Genomic DNA, 25,311 nt, shown 5'->3' on the forward strand with positions numbered 1-25,311 from the left:
CTCCTTCAGAGTCAATCTCTTTTTCGAGATTTTTCTCTGGCGGGATGAATCACTTCGTCCCTCGCTGACCGTCTGCGTTGCCGCTTTGCCGTGTCAGTGGAGGCGCATTATAGGGAGATAATTCTGACTGACAAGCGCTAATTTAAACTTTTTGCGCGACCGCTCACTTTCCAGGCAAGGCGTTGCAAAATGCAGCAAAATCCTGTGCGAAAGGCATAAAAAACGGGCCCGCAGGCCCGTTATCGTCATTTTATCTATTGATGCGCGACAATCGCATCATCTTTCACATCCATCTCGATGGTTTTACCCGGGACCAGCGCACCAGAAAGAATCTGTTGTGCCAGTGGGTTTTCAATCTGCTGTTGGATAGCACGTTTCAGCGGTCGTGCACCGTAAACCGGATCGTAACCATTTTCTCCCAACAAGCGGATTGCTTCGTCCGAAATGTGCAGCTGATAGCCACGCTCCTCCAGACGTTTATACAACCGCTGCAATTGAATCTGCGCGATAGATGCAATGTGTTTTTCACCCAACGGATGGAAGACCACCACTTCATCAATACGGTTAATAAACTCCGGACGGAAATGATGACCAACAACCGACATCACCAGATCCTTCATTTCAGGATAATCCAGCGCACCAAACCGCTCCTGAATCAAATCCGATCCCAGGTTCGAAGTCATGATTACTACCGTGTTACGGAAATCGACCGTGCGACCCTGCCCATCGGTTAAGCGGCCATCATCCAGCACCTGCAGCAAAATGTTGAACACATCCGGATGCGCTTTCTCTACCTCATCCAGCAAAATCACTGAATAGGGACGACGACGCACCGCTTCAGTCAGATAACCGCCCTCTTCATAGCCGACATATCCCGGAGGAGCCCCCACCAAACGCGATACCGAATGTTTTTCCATAAATTCGGACATATCGATACGCACCATGGCGTCGTCGCTGTCGAACAGAAAGTTTGCCAGCGCTTTACACAGCTCAGTTTTACCCACCCCGGTCGGCCCCAGGAACAGGAAAGAACCAATCGGACGATTCGGATCGGACAACCCTGCACGACTGCGTCGAATGGCATTCGACACCGCTTCAACCGCCTCATCCTGGCCGATAACACGCGCATGCAGCTCCTGCTCCATCCGCAGCAGTTTATCGCGTTCTCCTTCCATCATGCGGGCCACCGGAATACCGGTCCAGCGCGCCAGCACATCGGCAATTTCCACATCCGTTACGCGGTTACGTAACAGTTTCATGGTTTTGCCTTCTGACTGGGTTGCCGCTGCCAGTTGTTTCTCCAGCGCCGGGATTTTGCCGTACTGCAATTCAGACATCTGCCCCAAATCACCCACACGCCGCGCCTGCTCGAGCGACAATCGCGCCTGCTCCAGTTCAGCCTTGATATTCTGCGTCCCGGTCAGAGACGCTTTTTCTGCTTTCCACTCTTCTTCCAGCTCGGCGTATTCACGCTCTTTCTGGTCGAGTTCTGTTTCCAGCATCTCCAGACGTTTAACACTGGCATCATCAGACTCTTTCTTCAGAGCCTGCTGCTCCAGTTTAAGCTGGATAATACGGCGGTCGAGTCGATCCAGCGGTTCGGGTTTCGAGTCAATTTGCAGACGAATGCTGGACGCGGCCTCATCGATCAAGTCGATGGCTTTATCCGGCAATTGACGGTCTGCGATATAACGATGCGAAAGCGTTGCCGCTGCCACAATCGCCGGGTCAGTAATCTGCACATGGTGATGCAGTTCATAACGCTCTTTCAGGCCACGCAAAATAGCGATGGTGTCTTCAACGCTCGGTTCAGCAACAAAGACTTTCTGGAAACGACGCTCCAGCGCAGCATCTTTTTCAATGTATTGACGGTATTCATCCAGCGTCGTGGCACCGACACAATGAAGCTCACCACGCGCCAGCGCAGGTTTCAGCATATTACCGGCATCCATGGCGCCATCGGCTTTACCGGCACCCACCATGGTATGCAGCTCATCAATAAACAGGATGACGTTGCCTTCCTGCTTCGCCAGGTCGTTCAACACCCCTTTCAGGCGCTCTTCAAATTCACCACGATATTTCGCGCCAGCCACCAGCGCACCCATGTCCAGTGCCAGTACGCGACGACCTTTCAGCCCTTCCGGTACTTCACCATTGATGATGCGCTGTGCCAGCCCCTCAACGATCGCGGTTTTACCCACCCCAGGCTCACCAATCAGTACCGGGTTATTTTTGGTACGGCGTTGCAACACCTGAATGGTACGACGTATTTCTTCGTCACGACCGATCACCGGATCGAGTTTGCCCATTTCGGCACGCTCGGTCAGATCGATGGTGTATTTTTTTAATGCCTGACGCTGATCTTCAGCCCCCTGGTCGTTCACGTTCTCTCCCCCTCGCAATTGCTCGATGGCCTTAGCGAGTTTTTCTGAGGTTGCGCCGGCAGATTTAAGTAAATCCGCCAACGAACCGCGTGAATCCAGGGCCGCCAGAACAAATAATTCAGATGAAATAAAGTTATCGTTGCGCTTTTGCGCCAGTTTGTCGCACAGGTTGAGCACACGCACCAAATCGGCGGACGGCTGTACATCGCCATCCGTGCCTTCAACTTGTGGTAATCGATTAATAGCCTGATCAATGCCGGTACGTAGGCCAGCCACATCGGCACCCGCGGCACTGAGCAACGGACGCACCGATCCGCCTTCCTGATTGAGCAATGCGCTCATCACATGAAGGGGTTCAATGAATTGATTATCGTGTCCCAGAGCAAGGGACTGTGCATCGGCCAGGGCCAACTGGAATTTGTTGGTAAGACGATCCAGACGCATGATTCCTCCCGTTACAGGTCAAAATGCTACTGGAGATTAAATGAGGTCATCCCTCAAATTTTTCAAGGTTAATGACCTGAGTTGTGAGCAAAAAATACGCTACTGGATCGTCTTGTGGCGTAAGGTTATCTCAGCCAAATCAAAGTTGCCATACGCCCGGTGATACGATCGCGTCGGAAGGAGAAAAAATCGTCGTTTTCATGCCAGGTACAGCGCGATGATCCACTGATGGAGTGCACACCTGCCGCCTGTAGACGCTGACGCGCCAACAGCCAGATGTCGGCAAAATATTTTTCCCCGACCGGACGAAATGCCGCATCGGCACGAATATCATGCGCCATAAATGCCGCTCGAACTTCGGCACCCACTTCAAAAGCCTGTGGGCCAATGGCCGGCCCCAGCCACGCATAAATCTCATTGGGGGGACAGTGAAATTGCGCCAGTGTCTGTTCCAGCACACCATTACACAAGCCACGCCACCCCGCATGGGCTGCGGCGACCTCGCTGCCATCACGGGCGCAAAATAACACTGGCAAACAATCCGCCGTCATCACAGCACAAACCACACCTGCTTCACGGGTGATCGCCGCATCCGCATCAGGAATCAAGTTATCATGGGGCAGACGCACCACATCCTGACCGTGCACCTGATTGAGCCATTGCGGCATAGCGGGCAATTGTGCCCGCTCAACCAGACGCTGACGATTAAGCATCACATGATCTTCACTGTCGCCGACATGACTGCCGAGATTCAGTGAGTCCCAGGGCGCCAGGCTTACTCCGCCGTGACGCGTTGTGGAACATGCCCGAACCCGAGCCGGTGCTGGCCAGTCCGGGATGATCAGGTCAGTCATAACCAGTCCAGCTGATCGCGGAACATATCGGTGTCGGCTTTCAGGGCGTCGATCAAATCAACCATATCCTGCGGCAGCGGCGCGTGCCACTCCATCTCAATACCTGTGATCGGATGGTAGAGACGCAGCATAGTCGCGTGCAACGCCTGGCGATCGAAGCCACGCAACGTCGCGATAAACTCGTCGGAAGCGCCTTTCGGAGGACGAGGACGACCACCGTAAAGCGGATCGCCTACCAGCGGATGGTTGATATGGGCCATATGCACACGAATCTGGTGGGTACGCCCCGTTTCCAGACGCAGACGCAAACGGGTGTGCGCACGGAAATGTTCCATGATGCGATAATGCGTGGTCGCCGGTTTGCCCATCGGATGCACCGCCATATGGGTACGTTTGGTCGAGTGACGCGCCATCGGCTCATTCACCGTACCACCCGCCGTCATGGTGCCAATCGCTACCGCTTCGTACTCACGAGTAATTTCGCGTAGTTGCAGGGTTTCAACCAGATGGGTTTGTGCCGGAACGGTTTTTGCCACCACCATCAACCCGGTGGTGTCTTTATCCAGACGATGGACAATACCCGCACGCGGTACATCAGCGATCGGCGGGTAATGGTAAAGCAGCGCATTCAGCACCGTCCCATCCGGATTGCCTGCACCAGGGTGCACCACCAGGTCGCGGGGTTTATTAATGACGATGATATCGTCGTCTTCATAGACGATATTCAACGGGATATTTTGCGCTTCCCAGCGTTGTTCTTCTTCGATTTCAGCGCTGATCGACACCTGCTCGCCGCCCAGAACCTTTTCTTTCGGTTTGTCGACCACGGTGCCATTGACGCTGACGCGACGCTCGAGGATCCATTCTTTTATGCGAGAACGTGAATAATCAGGGAACAATTCCGCCAAAGTCTGATCTAAGCGTTGTCCAAGTTGTGCTTCGGACACCGTTGCGGTGAGTTGAACTTGTTGTGCCATATACAGCTTCTTCGTTAACGTTGGGTTTTCACGGCGATGCCGTTTAATATAATGTGCTATCGTACCTGGTCATTACCGGGAGCTACACGGACAGCTTCCGCCATAACACTTTGAGGATAATCATTTCGTCATGACGCGTATGAAACATCTGGTGGCTGCTGCCACACTGAGCCTGGCACTGGTGGGTTGCTCCGGTTCTAAGGACACAGTACCGGACAGCCCGCCGTCTGAGATTTACGCCACAGCTCAGCAAAAACTGCAGGACGGTAACTTTAAAGCGGCGATTAAGCAACTGGAAGCGTTGGATAACCGCTATCCGTTTGGCCCGTATTCTCAGCAGGTACAGCTGGATTTGATCTACGCGTATTATAAAAATGCCGATCTGCCGCTGGCGCAAGCCGCTATCGCACGCTTTATGCGTCTCAACCCGACTCATCCGAACATCGACTACGTCATTTACATGAAAGGTCTGACGGATATGGCGCTGGATGATTCCGCACTACAGGGCTTCTTCGGTATTGATCGTTCCGATCGCGATCCGACCCATGCCCGTGATGCATTCCGCGACTTCTCCCAGCTGCTGCGCGGTTACCCGAACAGCCAATATGCCGCAGATGCACAGAAACGCCTGGTGTTCCTGAAAGAGCGCCTGGCGAAGTATGAACTTTCAGTGGCGCAATTCTATACCAAGCGCGGTGCTTATGTCGCTGTTGTTAACCGTGTAGAAGGGATGATGAGAGATTATCCGGACGCGCAAGCCACTCATGAGGCGCTGCCGCTGATGGAAAATGCCTATCGCCAGCTCCAACTGACTGCTGAGGCCGATAAAGTGGCGAAAATTATCGCCGCCAATAACGCCTGATTCGCAGCCAACAAAAAAGCAGCCTTCATTGGCTGCTTTTTTTTGGTGAAAAATCAGACAAAAATCGGATTTATCGCCCCGGTTAACTCGTCAATCTTGCCCCGTTCATCCCCGCGCTTCAAGCTTTTTCCGCCACTTTCCCGGCCTTTCTCACAATTTGTTGGCATTGACAAAAAGTGACATTTTTACGTGATCTTGATCACACATTTTCCGCGTTTCCGCGGTATGCTGGACCTACCCAGACGGAAATGACAGAGAGGTTTGAATGATGATTCTGAACATTACCAGTAAACAAATGGAAATCACTGCGGCTATCCGCAACCATGTCGAAGACCGTCTCGCCAAGCTGGAAAAATGGCAAACTCACCTGATAAATCCGCACATTGTGTTATCGAAAGAGCCGAAAGAATTTGTGGCCGACGCCACGATTAACACACCAAACGGCACGCTGGTCGCCAGCGCGAAACATGATGATATGTACACCGCAATCAACGACCTGATTGCCAAGCTGGAGCGACAGCTCAATAAAGCGCAACACAAACCTGAAGCGCGTCGCGCCAACACGAGTGTTAAAGATTTTACTCCGGCGGGATAAACCCCCGATTCTCTCAGCAACGCGCCTACGGGCGCGTTTTTTATTGACAGCCTTAAATCAGTGCGGTTAATCTCGGGTCACTTTATTTATGGAAACTACCATGAAACATCTGCCGTTCTTCTTCGCATTCTTTTTTACCTTCCCCTGATTGGGAGGCGATTCGTCATGTGAAAATGAATGCGAAGACGAACAACAAAGCCTCCCAACCGGGAGGCTTTTTTATTGGACAGCTTACAGGTGAGCCTTATGAACCCCGATAATCCACTGCTGGCATTACGCGACAAAATCAGCGCTGTTGATGAGAAGCTACTGACGTTACTGGCTGAGCGCCGCAGCCTGGCAGTTGAAGTGGCGCAAGCCAAACTGGCAACCCATCGCCCGATCCGCGATGTCGAACGTGAACGTGCCCTGCTGGAAAACCTGATTACTCTTGGGAAGAAACACCAGCTTGATGCACACTACATCACACGTCTTTTCCAACTGGTGATTGAGGATTCGGTTCTGACCCAGCAGGCGTTGCTGCAAAAGAATCTCAACCATCCGCATGCTCATGCCCCGCGTATTGCGTTTCTCGGTCCGAAAGGCTCCTATTCACACCTTGCGGCACGCAAATACGCCGCCCGCCACTTCGATTCGATGGTGGAAAGTGGTTGTCTTAAGTTTCAGGACATCATTCAGCAAGTGGAAAGCGGCCAGGCTGACTATGCGGTGATGCCGATTGAGAACACCTCTTCCGGTTCCATCAATGACGTTTATGACCTGCTGCAACAAACCTCGCTGTCGATTGTGGGGGAGCTGACCATTCCTATCGAACATTGCGTGTTAGTCAGTGGCAACACCGATTTGCAGCAGATTGAAACCGTCTACAGCCATCCCCAACCGTTCCAACAGTGCAGCCAGTTCATCAACCGTTTCCCGCAATGGAAAATTGAGTACACCGAAAGCACTGCCGCCGCGATGGAAAAAGTGGCTGCGATGAACTCACCAAAAGTCGCCGCACTCGGCAGCGAAGCCGGTGGCGAGTTGTATCAATTACAGGTGCTGGAACGTGATCTGGCTAATCAGCAGCAGAACCATACACGTTTTATTGTGCTGGCACGTAAGCCGATTGATGTCTCCGACCAGGTCCCGGCAAAGACAACGTTGATTATGGCGACAGGCCAACAGGCAGGCGCGCTGGTTGAAGCGCTGCTGGTTCTGCGTCAGCACAACCTGATCATGAGCAAGCTGGAATCGCGCCCGATTAACGGCAACCCGTGGGAAGAGATGTTTTACATCGATGTGCAAGGCAATCTGCAATCTGACAGCATGCAGCGCGCGCTGGAAGAGTTACGCGGTCTGACGCGTTCGTTGAAAGTGCTCGGCTGTTATCCGGGTGAGAATGTGGTGCCGGTAGAGCCGCGCATCTAAGCAAAAGGGCATCCTTGCGGATGCCCTTTTTTTTATTGTCGGCTGTCGTTGGCTGAACGCAACATGCTGCGGCTCTCAACCAGGAAGCGTTTCGCGTAGTCACCAAACCAGTGTTCCACACGCTGGAAGCTCTCAATAAATGCTTGTTTATCACCATGCTCCAGTAAGGTAATCGCCTCACCAAACCGCTGATAGTAACGCTTAATCAGAGCGATATTGCTTTCTGAAGACATAATGATATCTGCGTAAAGCTGTGGATCCTGAGCAAACAACCGCCCAACCATCGCCAGCTCCAACCGATAAATCGGTGAGGACAATGCCAGCAGCTGATCCAGATTGACGTTCTCTTCCGCCAGATGCAGACCATACGCAAAGGTCGCGAAGTGACGCAGCGCCTGGATAAAGGCCATGTTTTGGTCATGTTCAACAGCACTGATGCGGTGGAGCCGTGCACCCCACACCTGAATCTGTTCAAGGAACCACTGATACGCCTCTGGCTGACGCCCGTCGCACCACACTACAACCTGTTTTGCCAGGCTACCACTGTCCGGACCAAACATCGGATGCAGCCCCAACACCGGGCCATTATGAGCCGCCAGCATCGCTTGCAATGGTCGATTCTTCACCGATGCCAGATCGACCAGAATGCAGTCTTCCGGCAACGTTGGCAGTTGCGCGATAATCTGTTCTGTCAGATGGATTGGTACACTGATAATCACCATACCGGCATCTTTCAATAACGCGTCAGCCTGGTCCCAATCCTCTTTATCGAGCAAGCGAACCTGATAACCAGACAAGGTCAGCATCTTCTCAAACAGACGCCCCATCTGGCCACGGCCACCGACAATCACCACCGGACGCAGCGTCGGACACAGAGTTTTAAAGCCTTTGTCGTTTTCACTGGTGTAGGATTCCCGCATCAGACGGCGCAGCACATCCTCAATCAGATCCGGTGGTACACCGAGCGCCTCGGCTTCCTGACGACGTGAAGCCAGCATACTGGCTTCGCGTTCTGGCACATAAATCGGTAAGCCATAACGGCTTTTTACTTCACCTACTTCAGCAACCAGCTCGAGTCGCTTCGCCAGCAACCCGAGCAGGGCTTTATCTACTTCATCGATTTGATCGCGTAGCGCGGTCAGTTCAGCCACCATGACTCATTACACCTCGTGTGACAGACGCGCCGACAGCACTCCCTGCAGATCCTGATGGATTTCGCGCAGTAAGGTTTCGGTAGTATCCCAGTTGATGCAGGCATCGGTGACGGACACACCGTATTTCATCTCACTACGCGGCTGCTCAGATGACTGGTTGCCTTCATGAATATGGCTTTCCAGCATCAGGCCAATAATGGAGCGGTTTCCATCTTTAATCTGGGCAATAGCCGATTCGGCTACTCCGGGCTGACGGCGATAGTCTTTGTTAGAATTGCCATGGCTGCAATCTATCATTAAGGCCGGACGCAGTCCCGCTTTGAGCATCTCTTTTTCACACTGCGCAACATCTTCCGGGCCGTAATTGGGTGCTTTACCACCACGCAGGATCACATGACCATCCGGATTGCCCTGGGTCTGCAACAGGCAAACCTGACCGGCCTGGTTGATACCGACAAAACGGTGCGGCATCGCAGCAGCGCGCATGGCGTTAATTGCAGTGCCCAGGCTACCATCGGTACCGTTTTTAAAGCCAACCGGCATGGAAAGACCTGAAGCCATCTCACGATGGGTCTGAGATTCGGTGGTACGCGCACCAATCGCTGACCAGCTGAACAGATCACCAAGGTATTGTGGGCTATTCGGATCGAGCGCTTCCGTCGCCAGCGGCAGTCCCATCTCCACGAGGTTCACCAGCAGCTGACGCGCAATGTGCAGCCCGGCTTCCATATCAAACGAGTTGTTCATATAGGGATCGTTGATCAACCCTTTCCAGCCGACGGTAGTACGGGGTTTCTCAAAATAGACACGCATAACGATGTACAGCTGATCCTTCAACTGTTCAGAAAGGTTTTTCAACAGACCCGCGTATTCAAGTGCAGCTTCAGTATCGTGGATTGAACAAGGACCACATACCACCAGCAGGCGCGGATCGCGGCCAGCGATGATATCGGAGATAGTCTGACGTGAAGCGGCAATTTGCGCTTCCTGAGCAGCACTCAGCGGGAATTTCGCCTTCAGTTCTCCGGGGGTAATTAAAATTTGTTCATCGGCGATATGCACATTGTTCAGCGCGTCTTTTTGCATGATAGCGATCCTTTTTACTCGTTTATGCGTGTTGGGATCCTCATTGAGGATGGCGCTCACTTTACCATAAGCCGTAAATGATGCAATCCATAGATGTACACTTTTATTACCACATCGTTTTCTCACCATGATAAATATAAATTTATTTTTTTAAAAACATGATGTTAAATTAAAAAACCATCCCACAAGCCCAATGGATAAGTGTAAATAATTAATTACACCAACATTCAAAACAACATAAGATTATTGCGCAGACCTGCGCTAACATTTTGTTATACGTAGCTTTTCAGGATCAGTTTTATGAGTATTCGCCATGTTGGTCTTCGACCTTTTCATTTGCAGGACGCCGCCTCTTTTGCCCAGGCAGTGAATGAATCCCTCACCAGTCTGACGCCCTGGATGGCGTGGGCACACGATAATTATTGCAGCGATGAGGCTAGCAGTTGGATCAACTTTACTCATATCCAGCGCGTCAAAGGAGAAGCCGAAGAGTTCGCGATTGTCGATGAAAACGATCAGTTGCTGGGCGGTGCCGGTATTCGTTTTACTCAACAGCCTGGAGAATTTTGCGCATTAGGTTATTGGGTACGATCGACAGCTCAGCGTCAGGGAGTAGCAACACGCGCAGTCGCCCAGCTGATTACGTTAGGCTTTCAGTCACCTGAGGTGAAGTTGCTGGAGATTCTGGCAGCAGCAGATAACCGCGCCAGCCGTGCAGTGGCAGAGCGCAGTGGCTTCAGTTTTGTCGATTACCGCTACGGTTTAATCGTGCTGGAAAGTGGCCCGGTGAATACCGCCATTTATCATTTAAAACGCGGATAAAAAAAGGGGCTGGCAGATGCCAACCCCTTGTTTGCTATTAACTTTGAGATGTCGCTTACGCGAGCTCTTAGTTAAGACGCTTTTACTAGCACATATTAGAAAACAATGATTTACAATAACAACAATAAGTTACGCACATCCTAAGCATGGTTTAGACCATCCTCGCACATGCTGCGTAGTCAAACCGTGGACAAAAGACGACTAAGCGGATTCAGTTCTGCCGCCTCTTCCAAGTGATCCGGTGCAAAGTGTGCATAACGCATCGTTTCACGGATATTCGCGTGACCAAGTATGCGTTGCAGAACGAGGATGTTTCCGCCGTTCATCATAAAGTGGCTTGCGAAAGTGTGCCGCAGAACGTGGGTCATCTGCCCTTCCACTAATTCAATATCCGTTAGCGCCAGCGCCTTTTTAAATTCCTGGTAGCAGGGCTTAAACATCCGCCCCTCCAGCTTTTCCATTTCCTTAAACAGCCACACAGGTATAGGCACTGTTCTGTTTTTGCCGCCTTTGGTTTTGGTGAAAGTAAGTTTGTACTTTGAAAGCTGGGAACGGGTTAGCCTTTCTGCTTCACTCCAGCGTGCGCCAGTGGCAAGACAAACTTTAACAATCTGCGTCAGATGTGGTTTTCCATATCGACCCATTGCATCAAGTAACTTCTTGATCTGCTCGTCAGTCAGCCAAGACATTTCCTTCTCGGTTTCTTTAAATATACGAAGGCCATCAAGAGGGTTTGGCAATTTCCATTCGCCAAGCCGTTTTAGCTCATTGAATACGGCGTATAGATATTGATGCTCGCGATTGACTGTTATCGGTTTGACTTTCCATTTTTCAGGGTCGGTATGATAACCGTTGCTGATTTCCCCGCTGAGACGGCGCTCCCTGTAATGCGCCCACTGTTTAGGGGTGATTTGCGAAGCGATGGGATCACCAAGCCCGTTACAAACAATATCAAGTTTCGCTTTGCGGGATTTATTGGCTGCGAGCTGTTTGCCGTGTAGGTCATTCCAAAGCGTGATTAGTTCACTGAGCTTGCGCCGATCTTCTTTTTCTCCCAACCACGGCTTTTGATTTGCCTCATCGCGTTTGTAAGTTTCATAAGCTACTGCCTCGCCTTTAGTCGCGAATGTCTTACGAATGCGACGGCTTCCCCTTCCATCTATATAGAAGTCACAAAGCCATTCACCTGTTGGGAGTTTTTTAGCCGCCATAGATTCAAGAGTTTTTGCTAAGAGTGATTAGAACCATGCCCACGCATTCAATATCGTCAGCGTTGCATTCGAACCGGGACGACTCGTTTTTTACGTTCAGTCTGTTGCCAGGCAAACGCGATACGTCGTAAACGTCAATGATGCCGTCCAGGTCAATCACCCAGCGACCATTACCAATGGTTTTTGCATCCAGATCGACACACCATTGGTTTGAGCCTTTGACTATTAAGGCAGGGTTATTAATGGAATCATCTAAGAGAGAACTATCGCAATACCACGCACCGTGCTCACTCATGATTCCTGTATGAATTGAATATTTTGGAATGCACCGTATTTCATCCGGCAGTGAATGCGATGTGTTTTCCTCGCTATGCATAGCTCCTTTCCCTGTGGCGAGCCAGTAAAGAGATGCTCCGGTATCTAACGCGCACGCGATAACTACTTCGCCGGGAAAATGGTCTCTGCGCACCCATGCGCTCATGGTTGGTGAGGGTATATCAAGATAGTCGCCAAGTTCCTTTTGTAAGTTGAAACCATAGGCTTGCATCAATCGGCGTATTACCGGCTTACCACCTGATTCAAGCATCGAAGCAAGCAAAGCCTTTCCTTTAAGCAGGAAGTGTGTTTCTTTGGGTGAGTTTGCATTTGTAAACTCACCACTAACCAGCCAGTTCAAATCCGCACCAGTTTCGAGTGCGCACTGAACAATGTAGTCACCAGGAAGGTTCCCGCGCTTTAGCCAATTATTAACGGTGCCAATTGGCATGCCTGCTAAATCAGCATATGCCTGACGCGTGCTAACTCCATAAGAATCAAGGATTCTTCCTAAAATTTCACGAACATCACCATATGAGCCAGGCATCCAACCTCCAAAATATATTTATGATTATGCTTACACATAGCCAAATGATCACTATCATCCATTTTTCACACCGCGAAATGTGCTAAAATCTACTCAAAAAGAACCTAACCGAGGATATTCACCTATGAGTATTCAAATTGCAATCCCTTCAGGCCCGGACTTCCTCTCATATGACGAGTTTGCACAGCAGTATGGATGCTGCCTAAACACCGTTAAAGAAATGGTGAAAAGGGGCGAACTCCTTATCGTTCCTCGCTCCCGTGAGGGTGGTTTAGGCCGTATCAATATGGTCGCGTTCCGTGCTCGTCTTTTGGCTCAGGCGCTGAATTCAAACTACGCCGTGTTTCAGTAACTTAATTTTGTAAGTTAAAAGGAGCAATTGGCATGTTTGATTATCAGACTTCCACCCAAAAACACTATGACGACGCCTGCCGTCAGTTTGCATTAGCACATAACATGGTTGAATTGGCCCAACAGGCTGGCATGAAAGTGCAAACACTGCGTAACAAACTAAACCCTGATCAGATTCATCAATTAACGGTAAGTGAGATGCTGCTCCTTACTGACCTTACTGAAGATGCAACGCTGATTGATGGGGCACTGGCTCAATTGCAGTGTCTTCCATGTGTACCGGTAAACGAAGTTGCTAATGACAAATTCCCGGCTTATGTGCTGAAAGCAACCGCCGAGATTGGCGCGCTGGCGGCTAACGCTGCAAGCCAGGACAAAATCACTACGGCATGCCGTCGCAGTGTGGTTCAAAGCGTTAACACCGGTATTCGCTGTCTGACTCTTGCTGCTCTGGCCGTTCAGGCTCGCATTCATTCAAACCCTGCACTGGCGGGCACCGCTGATGTTATTAGCGGGATCGGTGCATCCATTGGTATGGGCTAGGACTATGGGGGAAGGCTTCACGTATTACTTTCGCTATCGCGGAAATGAAATGTCAGTAGATGCGGAAAATGTCTCGCTTTATTACCCGTCAATATCCGGCGACGGCAGCGGTTTTTTCACGCTGGTAAATGGTGAACGCTTCCGGGGTGAAAACGTAAGAGAAGTTAAAAAGGGGAAAAGTGAATTATGCCGGTATTTGTAACACTGTTAAAAAATCAGTCACCGCATCAACAGTTAAAAACGTTTGGACATGGCTGGATTGAAACCGTAAACGGCAGGCGTTGGCACCCGGCACACTCTCAGGCCGAGCTGCTGGCAGGTTTAACCCGTAATAGGAAAAAATCATGGATTACAAAGCTGAAAACATTACTGTTCAGATGAACGCCGGGCAGCGTGCTGATGCTCTGAATCACATTTCTTTACTTCGTACCATGACGAACGGTGATTGCAGCAATGAATTAAAGCGCTTCATCAACGCCATGCGCAATAAACGTGATTCGCAGCATGATAAAAACAGCCGCGCATTAAGCGCAATTTTCTTTCTGGCAAATATCAGCAAAGAACGTCACAGCGTTGAATACAGTGAACTGACGAGTGACGAGGTAAAGGCGCTGATTAGTGCAATGAATCACTTTCGTGCAGTCGTGAGTTTATTTCCTAAGAAATTGACACTTCCTAATTAATTAACCCAAAGAAAACAAATGGCGTAAATCCGCCGGGCACTTTTTTGCCCTAATTCTGGAGAAACAGATATGCGAAATATTGAAACACGGAAATTCAGCGCAGAAGTGGAACAGCTTTCCACAATCATCACATCAGCACGCGCGAAAGAACGCGCCGAGCGCGGCCTGCTGGTAGCACGTCGCCTTACTGGTCTTGCAATGCAAATTCAACAAAAAGGTTTAAGCGGTGTTGAGGCTGCCGAACTTATCCGCCAGGAAGCAGAGCGTTATCAAAACGAAGCACAGGAGGCAATGCACTGATGGCCGATTCAATGGATTTAGTCCAGCAGCGCGTTCAGGAGGAACTGGCGCGCAATCTGGCACACGCTACTAACCGCCCTGCTGGGGCGTGTGAGTTTTTCTGTCAATCATGCGGAGAGGAAATCCCTGAGAAACGTCGTCGCGCGTTGCCGGGTGTTGAACTGTGCGTGACATGCAAAGAATTAAGTGAATGGAAAGAAGTTAATTATAAAGGAGGGAGAGTATGACTATTAATCGATTGACTATTGAAAGTCTGAATACACTTATAGGTATCGAATCGCTGGCAAGTGATAGCGCCCTCGAAGGTAAGCGTTTAGCCGACCAGATTTATCACTCAGATATAGTTTCTGCACTGAAGGAGCTTAGAAATTACAGGATTTCTGAGTCTGTCCAGACTGTGCATCACTGGTCTGATTTATGCACTGATAATTTTCCTTCAATGCCTGATGGTCGTGCGAAAATAGGCGTCTTTTCTTGGATGGATTGGAATCAGCTTAGCTCGCTTGGCCTAATTATTAGAATCAATAGGGAAATTCTCCACCCTTTAGGGTTGGCTTTATTCCGTGATGATGAAAAAGGTATATCTGAGGGGGCGTTAATTGCACCTGATAGAGAGTGGCATTACTCAGAAAAATTAAAAAAAGGGGGGGCGCAATGAGCACTATCCTTAAGTGGGCGGGCAATAAGTCTCGTGTCATGTCCGAACTGCTGACGCACCTGCCAGCAGGAAATCGCCTGGTTGAACCATTCGCTGGTTCCTGTGCCGTGATGATGAATACTGATTACCGGGAATATCTTATTGCCGACATTAATCACGATTTAATTAATCTCTACCAGCAGATAAAAGAACACTCCAGCCCGTTTATCATGGCGGCGTTTACTCTTTTCACTCAGAACAGGACAGAGGAAAGTTATTACCAGATACGCGACGAATTCAATAATAGTGCTTCAATGCCTCTGCTGGAACGTGCTGCACATTTTCTTTATTTGAATCGCCACGGATATCGGGGTGTATGTCGCTATAACCGTCGGGGGGAATTCAACATCCCATACGGTAATTATGCCGAGCCATATTTCCCCCTGGCTGAAATAGAGACGTTTGCTGAGAAAGCGCGGCGGGCAACATTCATTTGTGCTGATTACCGTGAAACTCTGGACATGGTGAAAACGGGTGATGTTGTTTACTGCGATCCGCCGTATCACGGCACATTCACCGATTATCACACAGGCGGGTTTACCGAAGACGACCAGCACTCACTGGCCTGTTACCTGCTGGGCGTCTCTGAAAGCCACCCTGTAGTTGTTTCCAACAGCGATACCATGTTTACCCGCAGCATTTACCGCGCATTTGGAATTACCAAAATCAGCGTAGCCCGTGCTGTTGGCGTTAAAGCCGGCGAGAAAAAGCGCGCATCGGAAATTATTGCAGTTCGCACCCCGAAGTGGACTCCTGATTTTATTGGTTTCGATATGGCAAGCGGCTCTGACTGGTCACCAGAAATACAGGCGACAAAATGACAGTGCCATACGCTTACCCGTGGAATGCCCCTAAACAAGCGATTAACCCGAAACTGGACCCGGCGGCAGTTGCGCCGGTTTCTGCGCTTTCAAACCTGATCACTCTCTATGCTGCGGATAACCAGCAGGAGCAGCTGCGCCGTGAGGCGCTGAGTGATGAGGCTTGGGACCGTTTTTTCTTCAATGAATCACGCGACCCTGTCCAGCGAGAGATGGAGCATGACAGGCTGATTAGCCGGGCCAAAATGGCCCGTGAACAACAGCACTTTAATCCTGATCTGATTATCGTGGGTGATGTCAGCGCACAGCCTCCGCACATCAGTAAACCTTTGATGGAAAGAATCAAATTCTTCCATAGCCTTGGCAGGCCAAAAGCCTATTCACGTTATCTGCGCGAAACTATCCGCCCCTGCCTCGAAAGACTGGCACTTGTGCGTGAAAGCCAGGTATCTGCTTCTTTCCGGTTCATGGCAAGTCATGACGGGCTGGATGGTCTGCTTGTTTTACCTGAAATGAATCAAAACCAGGTTAAGCGGCTGTCAACGCTGGTTGCTGCGCACATGAGCATGTGCCTTGACAGGGCGAGCGACCATCTGTTTGTGATTGATGATGTGAAGCCTGAACAGATCCGCCAGGCATGGGAAATTGTGGCCGCTGAAGCAATGCGACTTGATGTCATCCCGCCTGCGTTCGAACAGCTGCGCCGTAAAAAACGCCGTCGTAAACCCGTCCCCTATGATCTGATCCCGCCATCACTGGCCCGGATGCTTTGCGCGGACTGGTGGTATCGCAAGCTGTGGCAGATTCGATGCGAGTGGCGAGAGGAACAGCTGCGCGCTGTCTGCCTGGTCAACAAAAAAGCATCGCCTTACGTCAGCTTTGAGGCGGTGATCCATAAGCGCGAGCAGCGCCGTAAATCGCTGGAGTTTTTCCGCTCTCATGAGCTGGTTAATGAGGATGGCGACACGCTGGATATGGAGGACGTCGTTAACGCCAGTAGCAGCAACCCGGCACATCGCCGTAATGAAATGATGGCCTGTGTTAAGGGGCTGGAGCTTATCGCCGAAATGCGCGGAGACTGCGCTGTGTTCTACACAATCACCTGCCCGTCTCGCTTCCATGCCACTCTCAACAACGGCAGACCCAATCCGAAGTGGTGCAGCGCTACCGTGCGCGAAAGCAGCGATTATCTGGTTGATACGTTTGCCGCCTACCGCAAAGCCATGCACAAAGCCGGGTTGCGCTGGTATGGCGTCCGCGTTGCAGAACCTCATCATGACGGCACCGTACACTGGCACCTGCTGTGCTTTATGCGCAAAAAGGACCGCCGATCGATCACAGCACTGTTACGTAAGTTTGCCATCCGAGAAGACCGCGAGGAGCTGGGAAACAATACCGGGCCGCGCTTTAAGTCTGAACTGATTAACCCGCGCAAAGGCACGCCAACCAGTTACATCGCTAAGTATGTGAGCAAAAACATCGATGGCCGTGGGCTGTCTGACGAAATCAGCGCAGAGACCGGCAAGTCATTGCGTGACAATGCTGAAAACGTTGGCGCATGGGCTTCACTGCATCGTGTTCAACAATTCCGCTTCTTTGGTATTCCGGGCCGCCAGGCTTACCGCGAATTACGTTTGCTTGCCGGCCAGGCGCTGAGAATGCAAAACGACAAAAAAGCGGGTGCGCCGGTACTGGACAACCCGCAACTCGATGCCGTGCTTGCTGCTGCTGATGTGGGCTGTTTTGCCACCTACATTATGAAACAGGGCGGCGTGCTGGTTCCCCGCAAACACCACATTGTCAGAACGGCATATGAGCTTAACGAAGAACCGAGCGCTTACGGTGATCACGGCACCCGTATTTATGGCATATGGTCCCCGTTAGTTGCGGGCCGGATTTGCACGCACGCGACCAAATGGAAAATGGTCCGTAAAGCCGTTGACGTTCAGGAGGCGACAGCCGACCAGGGCGCTAGCGCCCCTTGGACTCGTGGCAATAACTGTCCCCCTGATGAAAAAATAAACATTTCTGAGGGTTTTTCTTTATCCGGGGATCTACCGGAACAGCCTGGAGAGGTTACGAATGCCTTAACAGACTTTGAAAAAATGAGCAGAAAAGAACGCCGCGAACTGTTGGCAGGACTGAGAAAGGTTAAACCCCTTTCCCGACGCAGCTACAAACAAGAAATCGATGAGCACCAGAGAGCACTTCTCATAGCCGAGCTGAAGGCAAGAGGTTTTCAGGGAAATGATGATGAAACTGACTTGCTTCTGAGTGGTGGAAGCCTGAACTCAGGCGCTGGAATGCGAGTTTTTTACCGAAACGAACGCTTACAGGAAGATGACAAGTGGCGTCAGTGGGCGATCCGCGACAATCGTAACGTCAATATTTTGCAAGATTAATCTCATTGAATAGTAAAAAAACGTTTCACTTTTACATACTCGCATTGTACTGTATTTTTATACAGTCTTTGCATTAAGGAGGGGTAATGACAATTCAAGATTTGGGCCAGATGCACAGGAAGATGGCGTGTGTGCAATTTATTGCTGAAGTTTCACTTATTGCTAATTGCAAACCATCAGACATGAAGCTGGCTATGACAATCATTGCCGAACTGGCTCATTTAGAGGGTGATAACGTTTCTGAAGATGAGCTTTTTTATGCGGCCGATTAACGAGGGGAACTGACATGCGCATAGAAATCATGATCGATAAAGAGCAGAAAATCAGCCAAGCAACGCTTGATGCACTTGAGTCGGAATTACTTAAAAACCTCCTCCCCCAATACCCTAAAACGGCAATTCGAATTCGTAAGGGCAGTGCAAACGGTATCGAGTTAAGCGGCATTCGGCAGGATGAAGACAAAAAGAATGTAATGGACATCCTCCAGGCTGTTTGGCAGGACGACAGCTGGCAGCATTGATGTAACGTTGCTGTCGTCAAAATCTTGATTTTGGCGTCAGCAATGTTGAACAACGAGCATAGCGAGGCGTTAGAGCATGGTTAAGAGCGTTGAAAAATTCCAGATAGTTTATCGGGGTGAAACGCTGACCTACTACAAGCCTGGTGAATGGGTATTTTTCCAGAGGTCCAAAGAAAGCGGCGGCGGTTACTGGCTTGGCCGAACCTACGATTTTGTTTTCGTGATTGAAATTCCCTACCCTGTTTCGCTTCGACAAGGCATCTTTTTTATGGATGAACTTGAGAAAGGCCCACCAAAAGAACCTGACTCACCCGATGATTTTTATCTGGAATGAATCAGACCCCGACACTGCATGACTATGCTGCATGAATTCGCATGATCCCAAAAGGATCGTATGTCCCCCGGCCCGCCAGAACTGGCGGGCTTTTGCTGTGTTCATGCGAGTGCATGAAAACCACTACATAAAGCGGGCAGGCGTGGCGGGGGTACGAGCGCGCGCTGGCATCTATAGAACGAATATCTATAAAAAAAGTGCTGTTTTCATTTCAATAAAACCTCATATTGTATTGACTAATGCATTACAATACCCACATTAACTTTTATGCAATTCTGCTGCTTCTCTGAACGACTGGGAGCGTCACAAAGGATGGATGGGGCATGAAACTTCTACAACAAACTCACCAAGTAAACTTTTTCACCAATAATGAAGAAATTACGACTACCAACCCAGTTATCAGCCTGTTGATGGAACGGCTGGCAAAGTTCCATCTGATGCCAACTTATGGTCAGGAAATCAATGGAATAACTGGAGATAAACGTCAGATTTTTGCAATGATGGATTTTGAACAAAAGTTCAAGATAGAATTCCCAAGTCATGGCATTCTCATCAATTGCCTTGGTGTTGATTTTGATGATTTTTTCAACAGGGCATTAGATGTTTTGAGCGCATTGCAGTCTTGCTTCCCTGCAAAAAAAGGCAATCGCATAGCTGTTTTGAGCACTACTATCTATAAAGCAAATGAAGAAAGATACGAAAAACTTTATAACGAGCTATTTACTTATCACGCTGTCAAGCCTTTTGAATGGGATAATAGAATCGCTTTAAGAAAAAAAATTGACGATTTTGATGAGGAAGTAAATAGTATTAGTACAATTAAAAGAGGCGAGATCGTTGCTCCGTTTATGAATGGCGGTATACCCACTGATTGTATCGTATTTGAAACCGACACCAACACTTTACCTCAGAATGGTGTAATGCGTTTTGGTTGGGAAAATGTGTTAAATGTTGCCAAAGCCTTGTGTGCCGATAACAAGATAAATATGAAGCGCCTCGGTCGCTATTCAGAATTATAAAGGCTGTTAATATGGAAAATAATTATAGATTACATCTTCATGACACAGCAAAGCCAACAACATCTGTTGTTGAGAATTTGCATAGCATCAACGAAGGCGGGTTTATATCCAACGCGTCTTTTCTTCAAAAGAAGAATTACAGCCTGAAGTTAACGAGCAGCAGCGCCAATCAAAATCATGACCTTAGAAATATTAATCGTGGTGGGCTGTTTAACTCTGACTTTGAATTGAGAGTAAGTAAAAATGTCTCAAGAATAATTGAGCTGATCTACTCTGATGAGTATATTGAAGGTGAGTCAAGCAAGACTCAATTATATCTTGAATTTTTATACCATAAGGACAAGGCAATATTTCTTGAGGCATTTAATCGCGCTTGGGTTAACTTGTATACTGCTGATAGCCACTATATAACAACCTTTTTAAATGTTGCATCAACTATTGATTATGATTGGCTTGGCTATAGAGCTGATTCAATAGTTATGGGTTTTAATTCTCTTCCTGACCCGTATGTAAACGAAGCAGCGATTAGAGCATTAGAAGCGTGGGGGCAAAAGTCCCATGTGTTTATATTGGAAAAAATGCGAGATTTCGATCAGGATTGGGTTCAACAATATAAAATCGATGTGCTCGAGTACCTTAGGAGCTTGTGATGGCTTTTTATTTAAGGAAGTTCTCACGTGCAAAATGGGATTTTAATGTTAACCTTGAACCATCAATGTTTACCGCAGATGCGATAACGGGTTGTACTCGCACAAACAAAAATAAACTATCCATATGGCTTTCTGAAACTAACGACTTTAACGACGAGTCCGTACAAAAATTGATAGTTGCATTGGCAACTACCATGACAGAGCCTGCATCAATTGACTTAATTTGGCTTGACCCGACGTGGTTTGAATCTAAAGGGTATTTAATCGAAAAAAACGACGGTAAAACAAGATATTCTCGTGTGAATTTTTTACATCGGGATATTGCAGATCTTAATCATACTGACCTAGCTGAAGTGGGTAGTCATATTATCCATCAGTTGACTGTTCATGGTGCTTACAAAAAGGTTTTAAAATCTGATTTATTGGCGTTGGTTTATAAATGGCTAATAACAGACGGTGACTTCGAGATTGATGATTTAAATGAGAAATGGCATGAGCCACTTCTCAAATTAGCTAACAAGCACTGAAGGGCCGCGAGGTCCTTTTTCATCCAAGTTTATAATCATCGAACTTAATAATATCATCCTCAAGCCAAATGTTTAGCTCTTCAAATCGTTTTTGCAGAGGGCGCAGTTCATTACGAACAAACACGCGGCTGGCCTTCTCCACGTCACCGAATCCGCCTGTATTGTTGGGGATAATCCCCATCATCTGCGGTGGCACGCGGTGCGCTGCCAGCATGTCATCCCGGCTCACATTCTTGATGTTCAAAAACTCATCTTTGGCCGCAACCTCTGACAATGGGATTATTTGAATGCCATCCTTTTTCCCACTTGGCGAGTACATAAACAAGTTGCGGAAATTACCCGGCCCTTTGGCGCTTTTCATGGCCTTGCGGATGTTGTCCACGTCTTCCTGATTCTGCGCCGCATCGGTCATGTACATGATAAAACCGGCGTGGCTCCCGTTGAGGTAATACTTACGGCGGAACAGCGTAGCTGACTCGTTTAACAGGGTGGAGGGGATGGCCGACAGGTATTCCGGCAGGCCGTACACTTCCTGATTAAGGTCCGGCTCCATCAGGTGAAACACGCTGCCTTTCGTAAACTCATAAGGCTGTGTGTTAAGCCCATACTGCACAAACCAGTAAGTATCTAAATCCGTGCCCCGTCGGGTGAACTTCGCCAGGGATGGCTCCAGCGACAGCACGCCGCCGAGCCGGTTGGTGCGCTTCTCCAGGTAGGCATTACCAAACACCAGGTAATCCTGCACAAAACGGCTAAACGCCTGCTGACTTAGCAGCGGGTGAGGGATAAAGGTACTGGTGAGAATATTTCGCTTCACATTGATGGGCGAACTGTGATGCACGGCGGCGCGGAACGTGCGCGCCAGCCCGTCAAAACTCACCGGCGGTTCATACCACCTGTCCATGACCACGCATTCCACATAGTCCAGCAGTTCGCGGCGGTCCAGTACCGGCACAGGATCACCGAAGGTAAACGCCTCTGCTGCCGCGCCGCCGTTCATCTGCTGTTGCTGCACGGGCTGCGTGCGCGTGTGGTTCCTGCGTTTACTCATTTAAAAAATCTCCATGATGTTGCGGGTGTGGGCGGCTTCGCCCTGTAGCGGTTCGTTTGCCAGCGCGTGCATGGTCGCCCAGGCCAAATCGGCGTGGCTGGCTTCTTCGCTGCGGCTGGCTTCATAAGTTGGCCGGTTGCCGCTGGCCGTGGTGGTGCGGCGGATTGCCATAAATGACTGCGCGATGTCGAGGTGTCCGGCGTCAAACTCCAGACGCCCACCGCTGATGATGTCGAATGCCTTCAGCACCAGGGCGTTTTTGACGTTCGGGTTATAGACAAATTCTTTCACCGCCGGGAAAAAGAGTTTCACATTCTCGTACACGCCGAGGCCGACGCCGGTGGAGTCGATGCCGATATAGGTCACGTTGTATTGCTGCGTCAGTTTGCGGATGGACTCGGCCTGCGCGCGGAAGTCCATTCCGCGCCACTGGTGACGCTCCAGAATGCGGAACTTGCCCCCCGGAACGGAGGGCGGCGCGATAACCACACATCCGGCACTGTCGCCGTTCTGCGTGCCTTTCGCCGGGTCGTAACCGATCCACACCTCGCGCCAGCCGAACGGGCGCAGTGCCAGCGCCTCAAAATCGGTCCACACCTCCCAGCTGTCCACCATGCATTTCTGCAACAGTTGCAGCGGGAACACCGAGGCGAGGTCGTCCACAAACTCGCACATCAGCAGGTTCTGGTATTCCGGCGGGCTGTACTCCATGCGCAGCTGGTCGAGGTCAAACAGGTTACATCCGCCGCGCACCGCATCCTCCACGGTGACAATCTGGCGAAACTGGCCGTCATCACAGAATCGCCCTGGTGCAAGGTTCGGATGCGTCAGGTCGATGTCCACGCGGTCGGCTTTGGCGCGCCCCCGGTTGAACAGCGCGCCAGACCAGAACGGATAGGCGCTGTGCGTCAGGCTCGACGGCGTGGAAAAATAGGTCTGTCTCCATTTCTTATGCAGCGCCATCCCGGACGCCACCTTGCGCAGTTCCTGGAATTTCGGTATCCAGAAATATTCATCCAGGTACAGGTTGCCGTGATAGCTCTGCGCGGTACGGGCGTTGGTGCCGAGGAAGTACAGGCCTGCGCCGTTAAAGAGTGTCATCGGATCGCCTTTCAGCTCCACATCCACCTCTTTGGCGAACTCAATAATGTACTGTTTAAAAACGTGCGCCTGTGCCTTACTGGCGGAGAGGAAAATCTGGTTGCGCCCGGTGATCAGCGCATCAATCAGCGCTTCGCGGGCAAAGTAGTAGGTGGCCCCAATCTGGCGGGATTTAAGCACGTTGCGGATGCGGTGCTTATTGCCTGCATCCCACCACTGGCGCTGGTAGCCGAACATCGAACCGTGAAAAATCTCCTGGAGTTTCTCGATCTGTTCGTCGCTGAAAACATTCTTTTCCGGCGGCTTACGGGGTCCGCTGTTGCGGTTTGCCACCTTCGGGTTAAGGTCCGCTTCGTTTCCGCCGTTGTTAAATTTACCGATGCGGGCGTGCCGTTCTGACTGGCGCGCCAGCAGGTCAATTTCCTTATAGTCCTTCCCTTCTTTCGTCTCCTTCATGACCAGCTGGCAGTAGCGTGCAGCAGTGGTCAGCTGCATCTGATCCAGCGGGCCGTAGTCGCCCCACTTATCGCGCTTTTTCCAGCTGTGAACGGTTGCGGGTTTCTCTCCCAGCATTTCAGCAATGCGGGCAATACGGTATCCCTGAAAGTACAGCAGCATGGCCTGCCTGCGGGGATCGAGGTCTTCGGGGGCGAGTGTCGTTGTCATGGCCCCAAAATACGGCCCCGCCGGAGCCTTTTCCGCTGCCCGTCATTGTGTGGTCTGCCGCACAACGCGCGTGCGTTGTTTCGATACCCCTCCAGCCGCAAACATAAGGCTCTCAAGCGATTTACGACTTATTCCAACGGAGCCTGGCTCATGACAGTAAAAGCAAAACGCTTCCGTATCGGGGTGGAAGGTGCCACCACGGACGGGCGCGAAATTTCCCGCGAATGGCTGGTGCAGATGTCCGCCGCCTACAACCCGCAGGTGTATACCGCAACCATCAATCTGGAGCACCTCAAGTCCTACGCACCGGACAGCACCTTTAACCGTTACGGCACGGTGAGTGCGCTGGTTGCTGAAGAAATCACCGACGGCCCGCTGGCCGGGAAAATGGCGCTGTATGCCGACATCCTGCCGACGGACTCTCTCGTGGAGCTGGTGAAGAAAGGCCAGAAGCTGTTCACCTCTATGGAAGTCAGCACCAAATTTGCCGACACCGGCAAAGCCTATCTGGTTGGCCTGGCTGCCACCGATGACCCGGCAAGCCTCGGCACCGAGATGCTGGCGTTCAGCGCGAAGGCCGAGCAGAACCCGCTGGCGAAGCGTAAGCAGCACCCGGAAAACCTGTTTACCGCCGCCACCGAAACCCTGATCGAGCTGGAAGACGTGCAGGACGAGAAGCCCGCCCTGTTTACCCGCATCAAAGCCATGTTCAGCAAACAGCAGCAGTCAGAGGACGCGCGTTTTAACGACGTGCATCAGGCGGTTGAGCTGATTGCCAGCGAGCAGCAGGAGTACAGCACCCGCACGGACAAAACGCTGGGCGGGCAGGCGGAACATCTGAATCAGCTGGAAGGCGAACTGAAAGCGCAGCGCGAGGCGTTCAGCGAAATGAAAACGCAGCTGGAACGCGAAGACGGCCGCAAGGACTTCCGCCAGCGCGCAACGGGTGGCGATACGCCAGCCGAACACCTGACCAACTGCTAAA

General features: G+C 50.4%; 31 protein-coding genes and 1 other annotated feature. Of the genes, 22 read left to right on the forward strand and 9 right to left on the reverse strand.

The features are described from left to right. Nucleotides 1-254: 254 nt before the first annotated feature. The 3 genes from clpB to rluD form a co-directional block, all read right to left on the reverse strand. On the reverse strand, nt 255-2,828 hold the full coding sequence (gene clpB / locus L579_RS11695) for an ATP-dependent chaperone ClpB (protein ID WP_021184450.1): 2,574 nt from the start codon (nt 2,826-2,828) through the stop codon (nt 255-257). Nucleotides 2,829-2,953: 125 nt separating this feature from the next. Further along, on the reverse strand, nt 2,954-3,682 hold the full coding sequence (gene yfiH / locus L579_RS11700) for a purine nucleoside phosphorylase YfiH (RefSeq protein WP_021184451.1): 729 nt from the start codon (nt 3,680-3,682) through the stop codon (nt 2,954-2,956). Beyond that, the gene (gene rluD, locus L579_RS11705) at nt 3,679-4,659 is read right to left on the reverse strand and encodes a 23S rRNA pseudouridine(1911/1915/1917) synthase RluD (protein WP_021184452.1); all 981 of its coding nucleotides are present in this window, start codon (nt 4,657-4,659) and stop codon (nt 3,679-3,681) included. The genes yfiH and rluD overlap by 4 nt, the downstream gene beginning before the upstream one ends. A gap of 130 nt (nt 4,660-4,789) precedes the next feature. On the opposite strand from rluD, the gene bamD reads away from it, so the two are divergent. From bamD to pheA, 4 genes are all read left to right on the forward strand, one after another. Next, nucleotides 4,790-5,521 (forward strand): outer membrane protein assembly factor BamD, encoded by a 732-nt coding sequence (gene bamD / locus L579_RS11710; RefSeq protein ID WP_021184453.1) that lies wholly within the window; start codon nt 4,790-4,792, stop codon nt 5,519-5,521. Between the two features lie 268 nt (nt 5,522-5,789). After that, nucleotides 5,790-6,116, forward strand: a complete 327-nt coding sequence (raiA, locus tag L579_RS11715) for a ribosome-associated translation inhibitor RaiA (RefSeq protein WP_021184454.1) — start codon at nt 5,790-5,792, stop codon at nt 6,114-6,116. Nucleotides 6,117-6,215: 99 nt separating this feature from the next. Continuing rightward, nucleotides 6,216-6,340 (forward strand) — a sequence feature (Phe leader region). Next, on the forward strand, nt 6,217-6,264 hold the full coding sequence (gene pheL / locus L579_RS23805) for a pheA operon leader peptide PheL (RefSeq protein ID WP_100703679.1): 48 nt from the start codon (nt 6,217-6,219) through the stop codon (nt 6,262-6,264). It overlaps the preceding feature by 48 nt. A 22-nt stretch (nt 6,341-6,362) precedes the next feature. Continuing rightward, nucleotides 6,363-7,526, forward strand: a complete 1,164-nt coding sequence (gene pheA, locus L579_RS11720) for a bifunctional chorismate mutase/prephenate dehydratase (protein WP_021184455.1) — start codon at nt 6,363-6,365, stop codon at nt 7,524-7,526. Nucleotides 7,527-7,558: 32 nt separating this feature from the next. Here the strand turns inward: pheA and tyrA are convergent, their stop codons facing one another. Beyond that, nucleotides 7,559-8,680, reverse strand: a complete 1,122-nt coding sequence (gene tyrA / locus L579_RS11725) for a bifunctional chorismate mutase/prephenate dehydrogenase (RefSeq protein ID WP_021184456.1) — start codon at nt 8,678-8,680, stop codon at nt 7,559-7,561. A gap of 6 nt (nt 8,681-8,686) precedes the next feature. After that, nucleotides 8,687-9,766 carry a 3-deoxy-7-phosphoheptulonate synthase gene (locus L579_RS11730; protein WP_021184457.1) on the reverse strand — a complete coding sequence of 360 codons (1,080 nt, stop codon included), beginning with the start codon at nt 9,764-9,766 and terminating at the stop codon, nt 8,687-8,689. A 300-nt stretch (nt 9,767-10,066) separates the two neighbouring features. On the opposite strand from L579_RS11730, the gene L579_RS11735 reads away from it, so the two are divergent. Then, a complete protein-coding gene (locus L579_RS11735; protein ID WP_021184458.1) occupies nt 10,067-10,588 on the forward strand; it encodes a GNAT family N-acetyltransferase in 522 nt (173 codons plus the stop codon). Nucleotides 10,589-10,767: 179 nt separating this feature from the next. Here the strand turns inward: L579_RS11735 and L579_RS11740 are convergent, their stop codons facing one another. Both L579_RS11740 and L579_RS11745 read right to left on the reverse strand, forming a co-directional pair. Next, the gene (locus L579_RS11740) at nt 10,768-11,799 is read right to left on the reverse strand and encodes a phage integrase (RefSeq protein WP_021184459.1); all 1,032 of its coding nucleotides are present in this window, start codon (nt 11,797-11,799) and stop codon (nt 10,768-10,770) included. Between the two features lie 4 nt (nt 11,800-11,803). Then, nucleotides 11,804-12,661 carry a phage repressor protein CI gene (locus L579_RS11745; protein WP_021184460.1) on the reverse strand — a complete coding sequence of 286 codons (858 nt, stop codon included), beginning with the start codon at nt 12,659-12,661 and terminating at the stop codon, nt 11,804-11,806. Nucleotides 12,662-12,881: 220 nt separating this feature from the next. On the opposite strand from L579_RS11745, the gene L579_RS23955 reads away from it, so the two are divergent. The 16 genes from L579_RS23955 (at nt 12,882) to L579_RS11815 (ending at nt 21,508) form a co-directional block, all read left to right on the forward strand. Then, nucleotides 12,882-13,013, forward strand: coding sequence for a hypothetical protein (locus L579_RS23955; protein WP_161628641.1), 132 nt, complete (start codon nt 12,882-12,884; stop codon nt 13,011-13,013). A 32-nt stretch (nt 13,014-13,045) separates the two neighbouring features. Then, a complete protein-coding gene (locus tag L579_RS11755; RefSeq protein ID WP_021184461.1) occupies nt 13,046-13,555 on the forward strand; it encodes a phage regulatory CII family protein in 510 nt (169 codons plus the stop codon). Nucleotides 13,556-13,604: 49 nt separating this feature from the next. Then, the gene (locus L579_RS23315; protein WP_021184462.1) at nt 13,605-13,757 is read left to right on the forward strand and encodes a hypothetical protein; all 153 of its coding nucleotides are present in this window, start codon (nt 13,605-13,607) and stop codon (nt 13,755-13,757) included. Then, entirely contained in the window at nt 13,742-13,936 is a 195-nt protein-coding gene (locus tag L579_RS23320) for a phage filamentation protein Fil family protein (RefSeq protein WP_071783584.1), read from the forward strand. The genes L579_RS23315 and L579_RS23320 overlap by 16 nt, the downstream gene beginning before the upstream one ends. After that, nucleotides 13,900-14,238: a DUF5347 family protein gene (locus tag L579_RS11760; RefSeq protein WP_021184463.1), complete on the forward strand. Its 339-nt coding sequence runs from the start codon at nt 13,900-13,902 to the stop codon at nt 14,236-14,238. Before L579_RS23320 ends, L579_RS11760 begins: the two co-directional genes overlap by 37 nt. A gap of 69 nt (nt 14,239-14,307) precedes the next feature. After that, complete coding sequence (locus L579_RS11765; protein WP_021184464.1) at nt 14,308-14,538, forward strand: DUF2732 family protein; 231 nt, start codon at nt 14,308-14,310, stop codon at nt 14,536-14,538. Continuing rightward, the gene (locus L579_RS11770) at nt 14,538-14,765 is read left to right on the forward strand and encodes a TraR/DksA C4-type zinc finger protein (RefSeq protein ID WP_036626518.1); all 228 of its coding nucleotides are present in this window, start codon (nt 14,538-14,540) and stop codon (nt 14,763-14,765) included. Before L579_RS11765 ends, L579_RS11770 begins: the two co-directional genes overlap by 1 nt. After that, a complete protein-coding gene (locus tag L579_RS24030; RefSeq protein ID WP_200864667.1) occupies nt 14,762-15,196 on the forward strand; it encodes a DUF7415 domain-containing protein in 435 nt (144 codons plus the stop codon). The genes L579_RS11770 and L579_RS24030 overlap by 4 nt, the downstream gene beginning before the upstream one ends. Continuing rightward, on the forward strand, nt 15,193-16,056 hold the full coding sequence (locus tag L579_RS11780; protein WP_021184465.1) for a DNA adenine methylase: 864 nt from the start codon (nt 15,193-15,195) through the stop codon (nt 16,054-16,056). Before L579_RS24030 ends, L579_RS11780 begins: the two co-directional genes overlap by 4 nt. Next, the gene (locus L579_RS11785; protein WP_021184466.1) at nt 16,053-18,458 is read left to right on the forward strand and encodes a replication endonuclease; all 2,406 of its coding nucleotides are present in this window, start codon (nt 16,053-16,055) and stop codon (nt 18,456-18,458) included. Before L579_RS11780 ends, L579_RS11785 begins: the two co-directional genes overlap by 4 nt. A gap of 86 nt (nt 18,459-18,544) precedes the next feature. Next, on the forward strand, nt 18,545-18,730 hold the full coding sequence (locus tag L579_RS11790) for a hypothetical protein (protein ID WP_036626520.1): 186 nt from the start codon (nt 18,545-18,547) through the stop codon (nt 18,728-18,730). Nucleotides 18,731-18,744: 14 nt separating this feature from the next. Continuing rightward, entirely contained in the window at nt 18,745-18,978 is a 234-nt protein-coding gene (locus L579_RS11795; RefSeq protein WP_021184468.1) for a DinI-like family protein, read from the forward strand. A 76-nt stretch (nt 18,979-19,054) separates the two neighbouring features. Continuing rightward, complete coding sequence (locus L579_RS11800) at nt 19,055-19,312, forward strand: hypothetical protein (protein ID WP_021184469.1); 258 nt, start codon at nt 19,055-19,057, stop codon at nt 19,310-19,312. A gap of 323 nt (nt 19,313-19,635) precedes the next feature. Continuing rightward, nucleotides 19,636-20,331, forward strand: a complete 696-nt coding sequence (locus L579_RS24035; RefSeq protein ID WP_036626522.1) for a hypothetical protein — start codon at nt 19,636-19,638, stop codon at nt 20,329-20,331. Nucleotides 20,332-20,342: 11 nt separating this feature from the next. Next, nucleotides 20,343-20,981, forward strand: a complete 639-nt coding sequence (locus L579_RS24175; RefSeq protein WP_235056590.1) for a hypothetical protein — start codon at nt 20,343-20,345, stop codon at nt 20,979-20,981. Then, nucleotides 20,981-21,508, forward strand: a complete 528-nt coding sequence (locus tag L579_RS11815) for a hypothetical protein (RefSeq protein ID WP_036626524.1) — start codon at nt 20,981-20,983, stop codon at nt 21,506-21,508. Before L579_RS24175 ends, L579_RS11815 begins: the two co-directional genes overlap by 1 nt. 19 nt (nt 21,509-21,527) lie before the next feature. Here the strand turns inward: L579_RS11815 and L579_RS11820 are convergent, their stop codons facing one another. Beyond that, nucleotides 21,528-22,559, reverse strand: a complete 1,032-nt coding sequence (locus L579_RS11820) for a phage portal protein (protein ID WP_021184472.1) — start codon at nt 22,557-22,559, stop codon at nt 21,528-21,530. Next, complete coding sequence (locus tag L579_RS11825; RefSeq protein ID WP_036626526.1) at nt 22,560-24,326, reverse strand: terminase ATPase subunit family protein; 1,767 nt, start codon at nt 24,324-24,326, stop codon at nt 22,560-22,562. 150 nt (nt 24,327-24,476) lie between these two features. On the opposite strand from L579_RS11825, the gene L579_RS11830 reads away from it, so the two are divergent. Beyond that, on the forward strand, nt 24,477-25,310 hold the full coding sequence (locus L579_RS11830) for a GPO family capsid scaffolding protein (RefSeq protein ID WP_021184474.1): 834 nt from the start codon (nt 24,477-24,479) through the stop codon (nt 25,308-25,310). Nucleotide 25,311: the final 1 nt, after the last annotated feature.

The organism is Pantoea sp. AS-PWVM4 (assembly GCF_000468095.1).
In the GTDB taxonomy this organism is placed as follows: Bacteria; Pseudomonadota; Gammaproteobacteria; order Enterobacterales; family Enterobacteriaceae; genus Pantoea; species Pantoea phytobeneficialis.

Excerpts from the sequence above, each read along its gene's own strand:
- L579_RS11820 (WP_021184472.1), bottom strand. The coding sequence starts at position 22,559 with ATGAGTAAACGCAGGAACCACACGCGCACGCAGCCCGTGCAGCAACAG.
- tyrA (WP_021184456.1), bottom strand. The coding sequence starts at position 8,680 with ATGGTGGCTGAACTGACCGCGCTACGCGATCAAATCGATGAAGTAGAT.
- rluD (WP_021184452.1), bottom strand. The coding sequence starts at position 4,659 with ATGGCACAACAAGTTCAACTCACCGCAACGGTGTCCGAAGCACAACTT.
- L579_RS11735 (WP_021184458.1), top strand. The coding sequence starts at position 10,067 with ATGAGTATTCGCCATGTTGGTCTTCGACCTTTTCATTTGCAGGACGCC.
- L579_RS23320 (WP_071783584.1), top strand. The coding sequence starts at position 13,742 with ATGCCGGTATTTGTAACACTGTTAAAAAATCAGTCACCGCATCAACAG.
- L579_RS11785 (WP_021184466.1), top strand. The coding sequence starts at position 16,053 with ATGACAGTGCCATACGCTTACCCGTGGAATGCCCCTAAACAAGCGATT.
- L579_RS11730 (WP_021184457.1), bottom strand. The coding sequence starts at position 9,766 with ATGCAAAAAGACGCGCTGAACAATGTGCATATCGCCGATGAACAAATT.
- L579_RS11790 (WP_036626520.1), top strand. The coding sequence starts at position 18,545 with ATGACAATTCAAGATTTGGGCCAGATGCACAGGAAGATGGCGTGTGTG.
- raiA (WP_021184454.1), top strand. The coding sequence starts at position 5,790 with ATGATTCTGAACATTACCAGTAAACAAATGGAAATCACTGCGGCTATC.
- L579_RS11830 (WP_021184474.1), top strand. The coding sequence starts at position 24,477 with ATGACAGTAAAAGCAAAACGCTTCCGTATCGGGGTGGAAGGTGCCACC.
- L579_RS23315 (WP_021184462.1), top strand. The coding sequence starts at position 13,605 with ATGTCAGTAGATGCGGAAAATGTCTCGCTTTATTACCCGTCAATATCC.
- L579_RS23955 (WP_161628641.1), top strand. The coding sequence starts at position 12,882 with ATGGTGAAAAGGGGCGAACTCCTTATCGTTCCTCGCTCCCGTGAGGGT.
- L579_RS24035 (WP_036626522.1), top strand. The coding sequence starts at position 19,636 with ATGAAACTTCTACAACAAACTCACCAAGTAAACTTTTTCACCAATAAT.
- L579_RS24030 (WP_200864667.1), top strand. The coding sequence starts at position 14,762 with ATGACTATTAATCGATTGACTATTGAAAGTCTGAATACACTTATAGGT.
- pheA (WP_021184455.1), top strand. The coding sequence starts at position 6,363 with ATGAACCCCGATAATCCACTGCTGGCATTACGCGACAAAATCAGCGCT.
- clpB (WP_021184450.1), bottom strand. The coding sequence starts at position 2,828 with ATGCGTCTGGATCGTCTTACCAACAAATTCCAGTTGGCCCTGGCCGAT.
- L579_RS11745 (WP_021184460.1), bottom strand. The coding sequence starts at position 12,661 with ATGCCTGGCTCATATGGTGATGTTCGTGAAATTTTAGGAAGAATCCTT.
- bamD (WP_021184453.1), top strand. The coding sequence starts at position 4,790 with ATGACGCGTATGAAACATCTGGTGGCTGCTGCCACACTGAGCCTGGCA.
- L579_RS11740 (WP_021184459.1), bottom strand. The coding sequence starts at position 11,799 with ATGGCGGCTAAAAAACTCCCAACAGGTGAATGGCTTTGTGACTTCTAT.
- L579_RS11800 (WP_021184469.1), top strand. The coding sequence starts at position 19,055 with ATGGTTAAGAGCGTTGAAAAATTCCAGATAGTTTATCGGGGTGAAACG.
- L579_RS11815 (WP_036626524.1), top strand. The coding sequence starts at position 20,981 with ATGGCTTTTTATTTAAGGAAGTTCTCACGTGCAAAATGGGATTTTAAT.
- L579_RS11765 (WP_021184464.1), top strand. The coding sequence starts at position 14,308 with ATGCGAAATATTGAAACACGGAAATTCAGCGCAGAAGTGGAACAGCTT.
- L579_RS11755 (WP_021184461.1), top strand. The coding sequence starts at position 13,046 with ATGTTTGATTATCAGACTTCCACCCAAAAACACTATGACGACGCCTGC.
- L579_RS11780 (WP_021184465.1), top strand. The coding sequence starts at position 15,193 with ATGAGCACTATCCTTAAGTGGGCGGGCAATAAGTCTCGTGTCATGTCC.
- L579_RS11760 (WP_021184463.1), top strand. The coding sequence starts at position 13,900 with ATGGATTACAAAGCTGAAAACATTACTGTTCAGATGAACGCCGGGCAG.
- yfiH (WP_021184451.1), bottom strand. The coding sequence starts at position 3,682 with ATGACTGACCTGATCATCCCGGACTGGCCAGCACCGGCTCGGGTTCGG.
- L579_RS11825 (WP_036626526.1), bottom strand. The coding sequence starts at position 24,326 with ATGACAACGACACTCGCCCCCGAAGACCTCGATCCCCGCAGGCAGGCC.
- L579_RS24175 (WP_235056590.1), top strand. The coding sequence starts at position 20,343 with ATGGAAAATAATTATAGATTACATCTTCATGACACAGCAAAGCCAACA.
- L579_RS11770 (WP_036626518.1), top strand. The coding sequence starts at position 14,538 with ATGGCCGATTCAATGGATTTAGTCCAGCAGCGCGTTCAGGAGGAACTG.
- L579_RS11795 (WP_021184468.1), top strand. The coding sequence starts at position 18,745 with ATGCGCATAGAAATCATGATCGATAAAGAGCAGAAAATCAGCCAAGCA.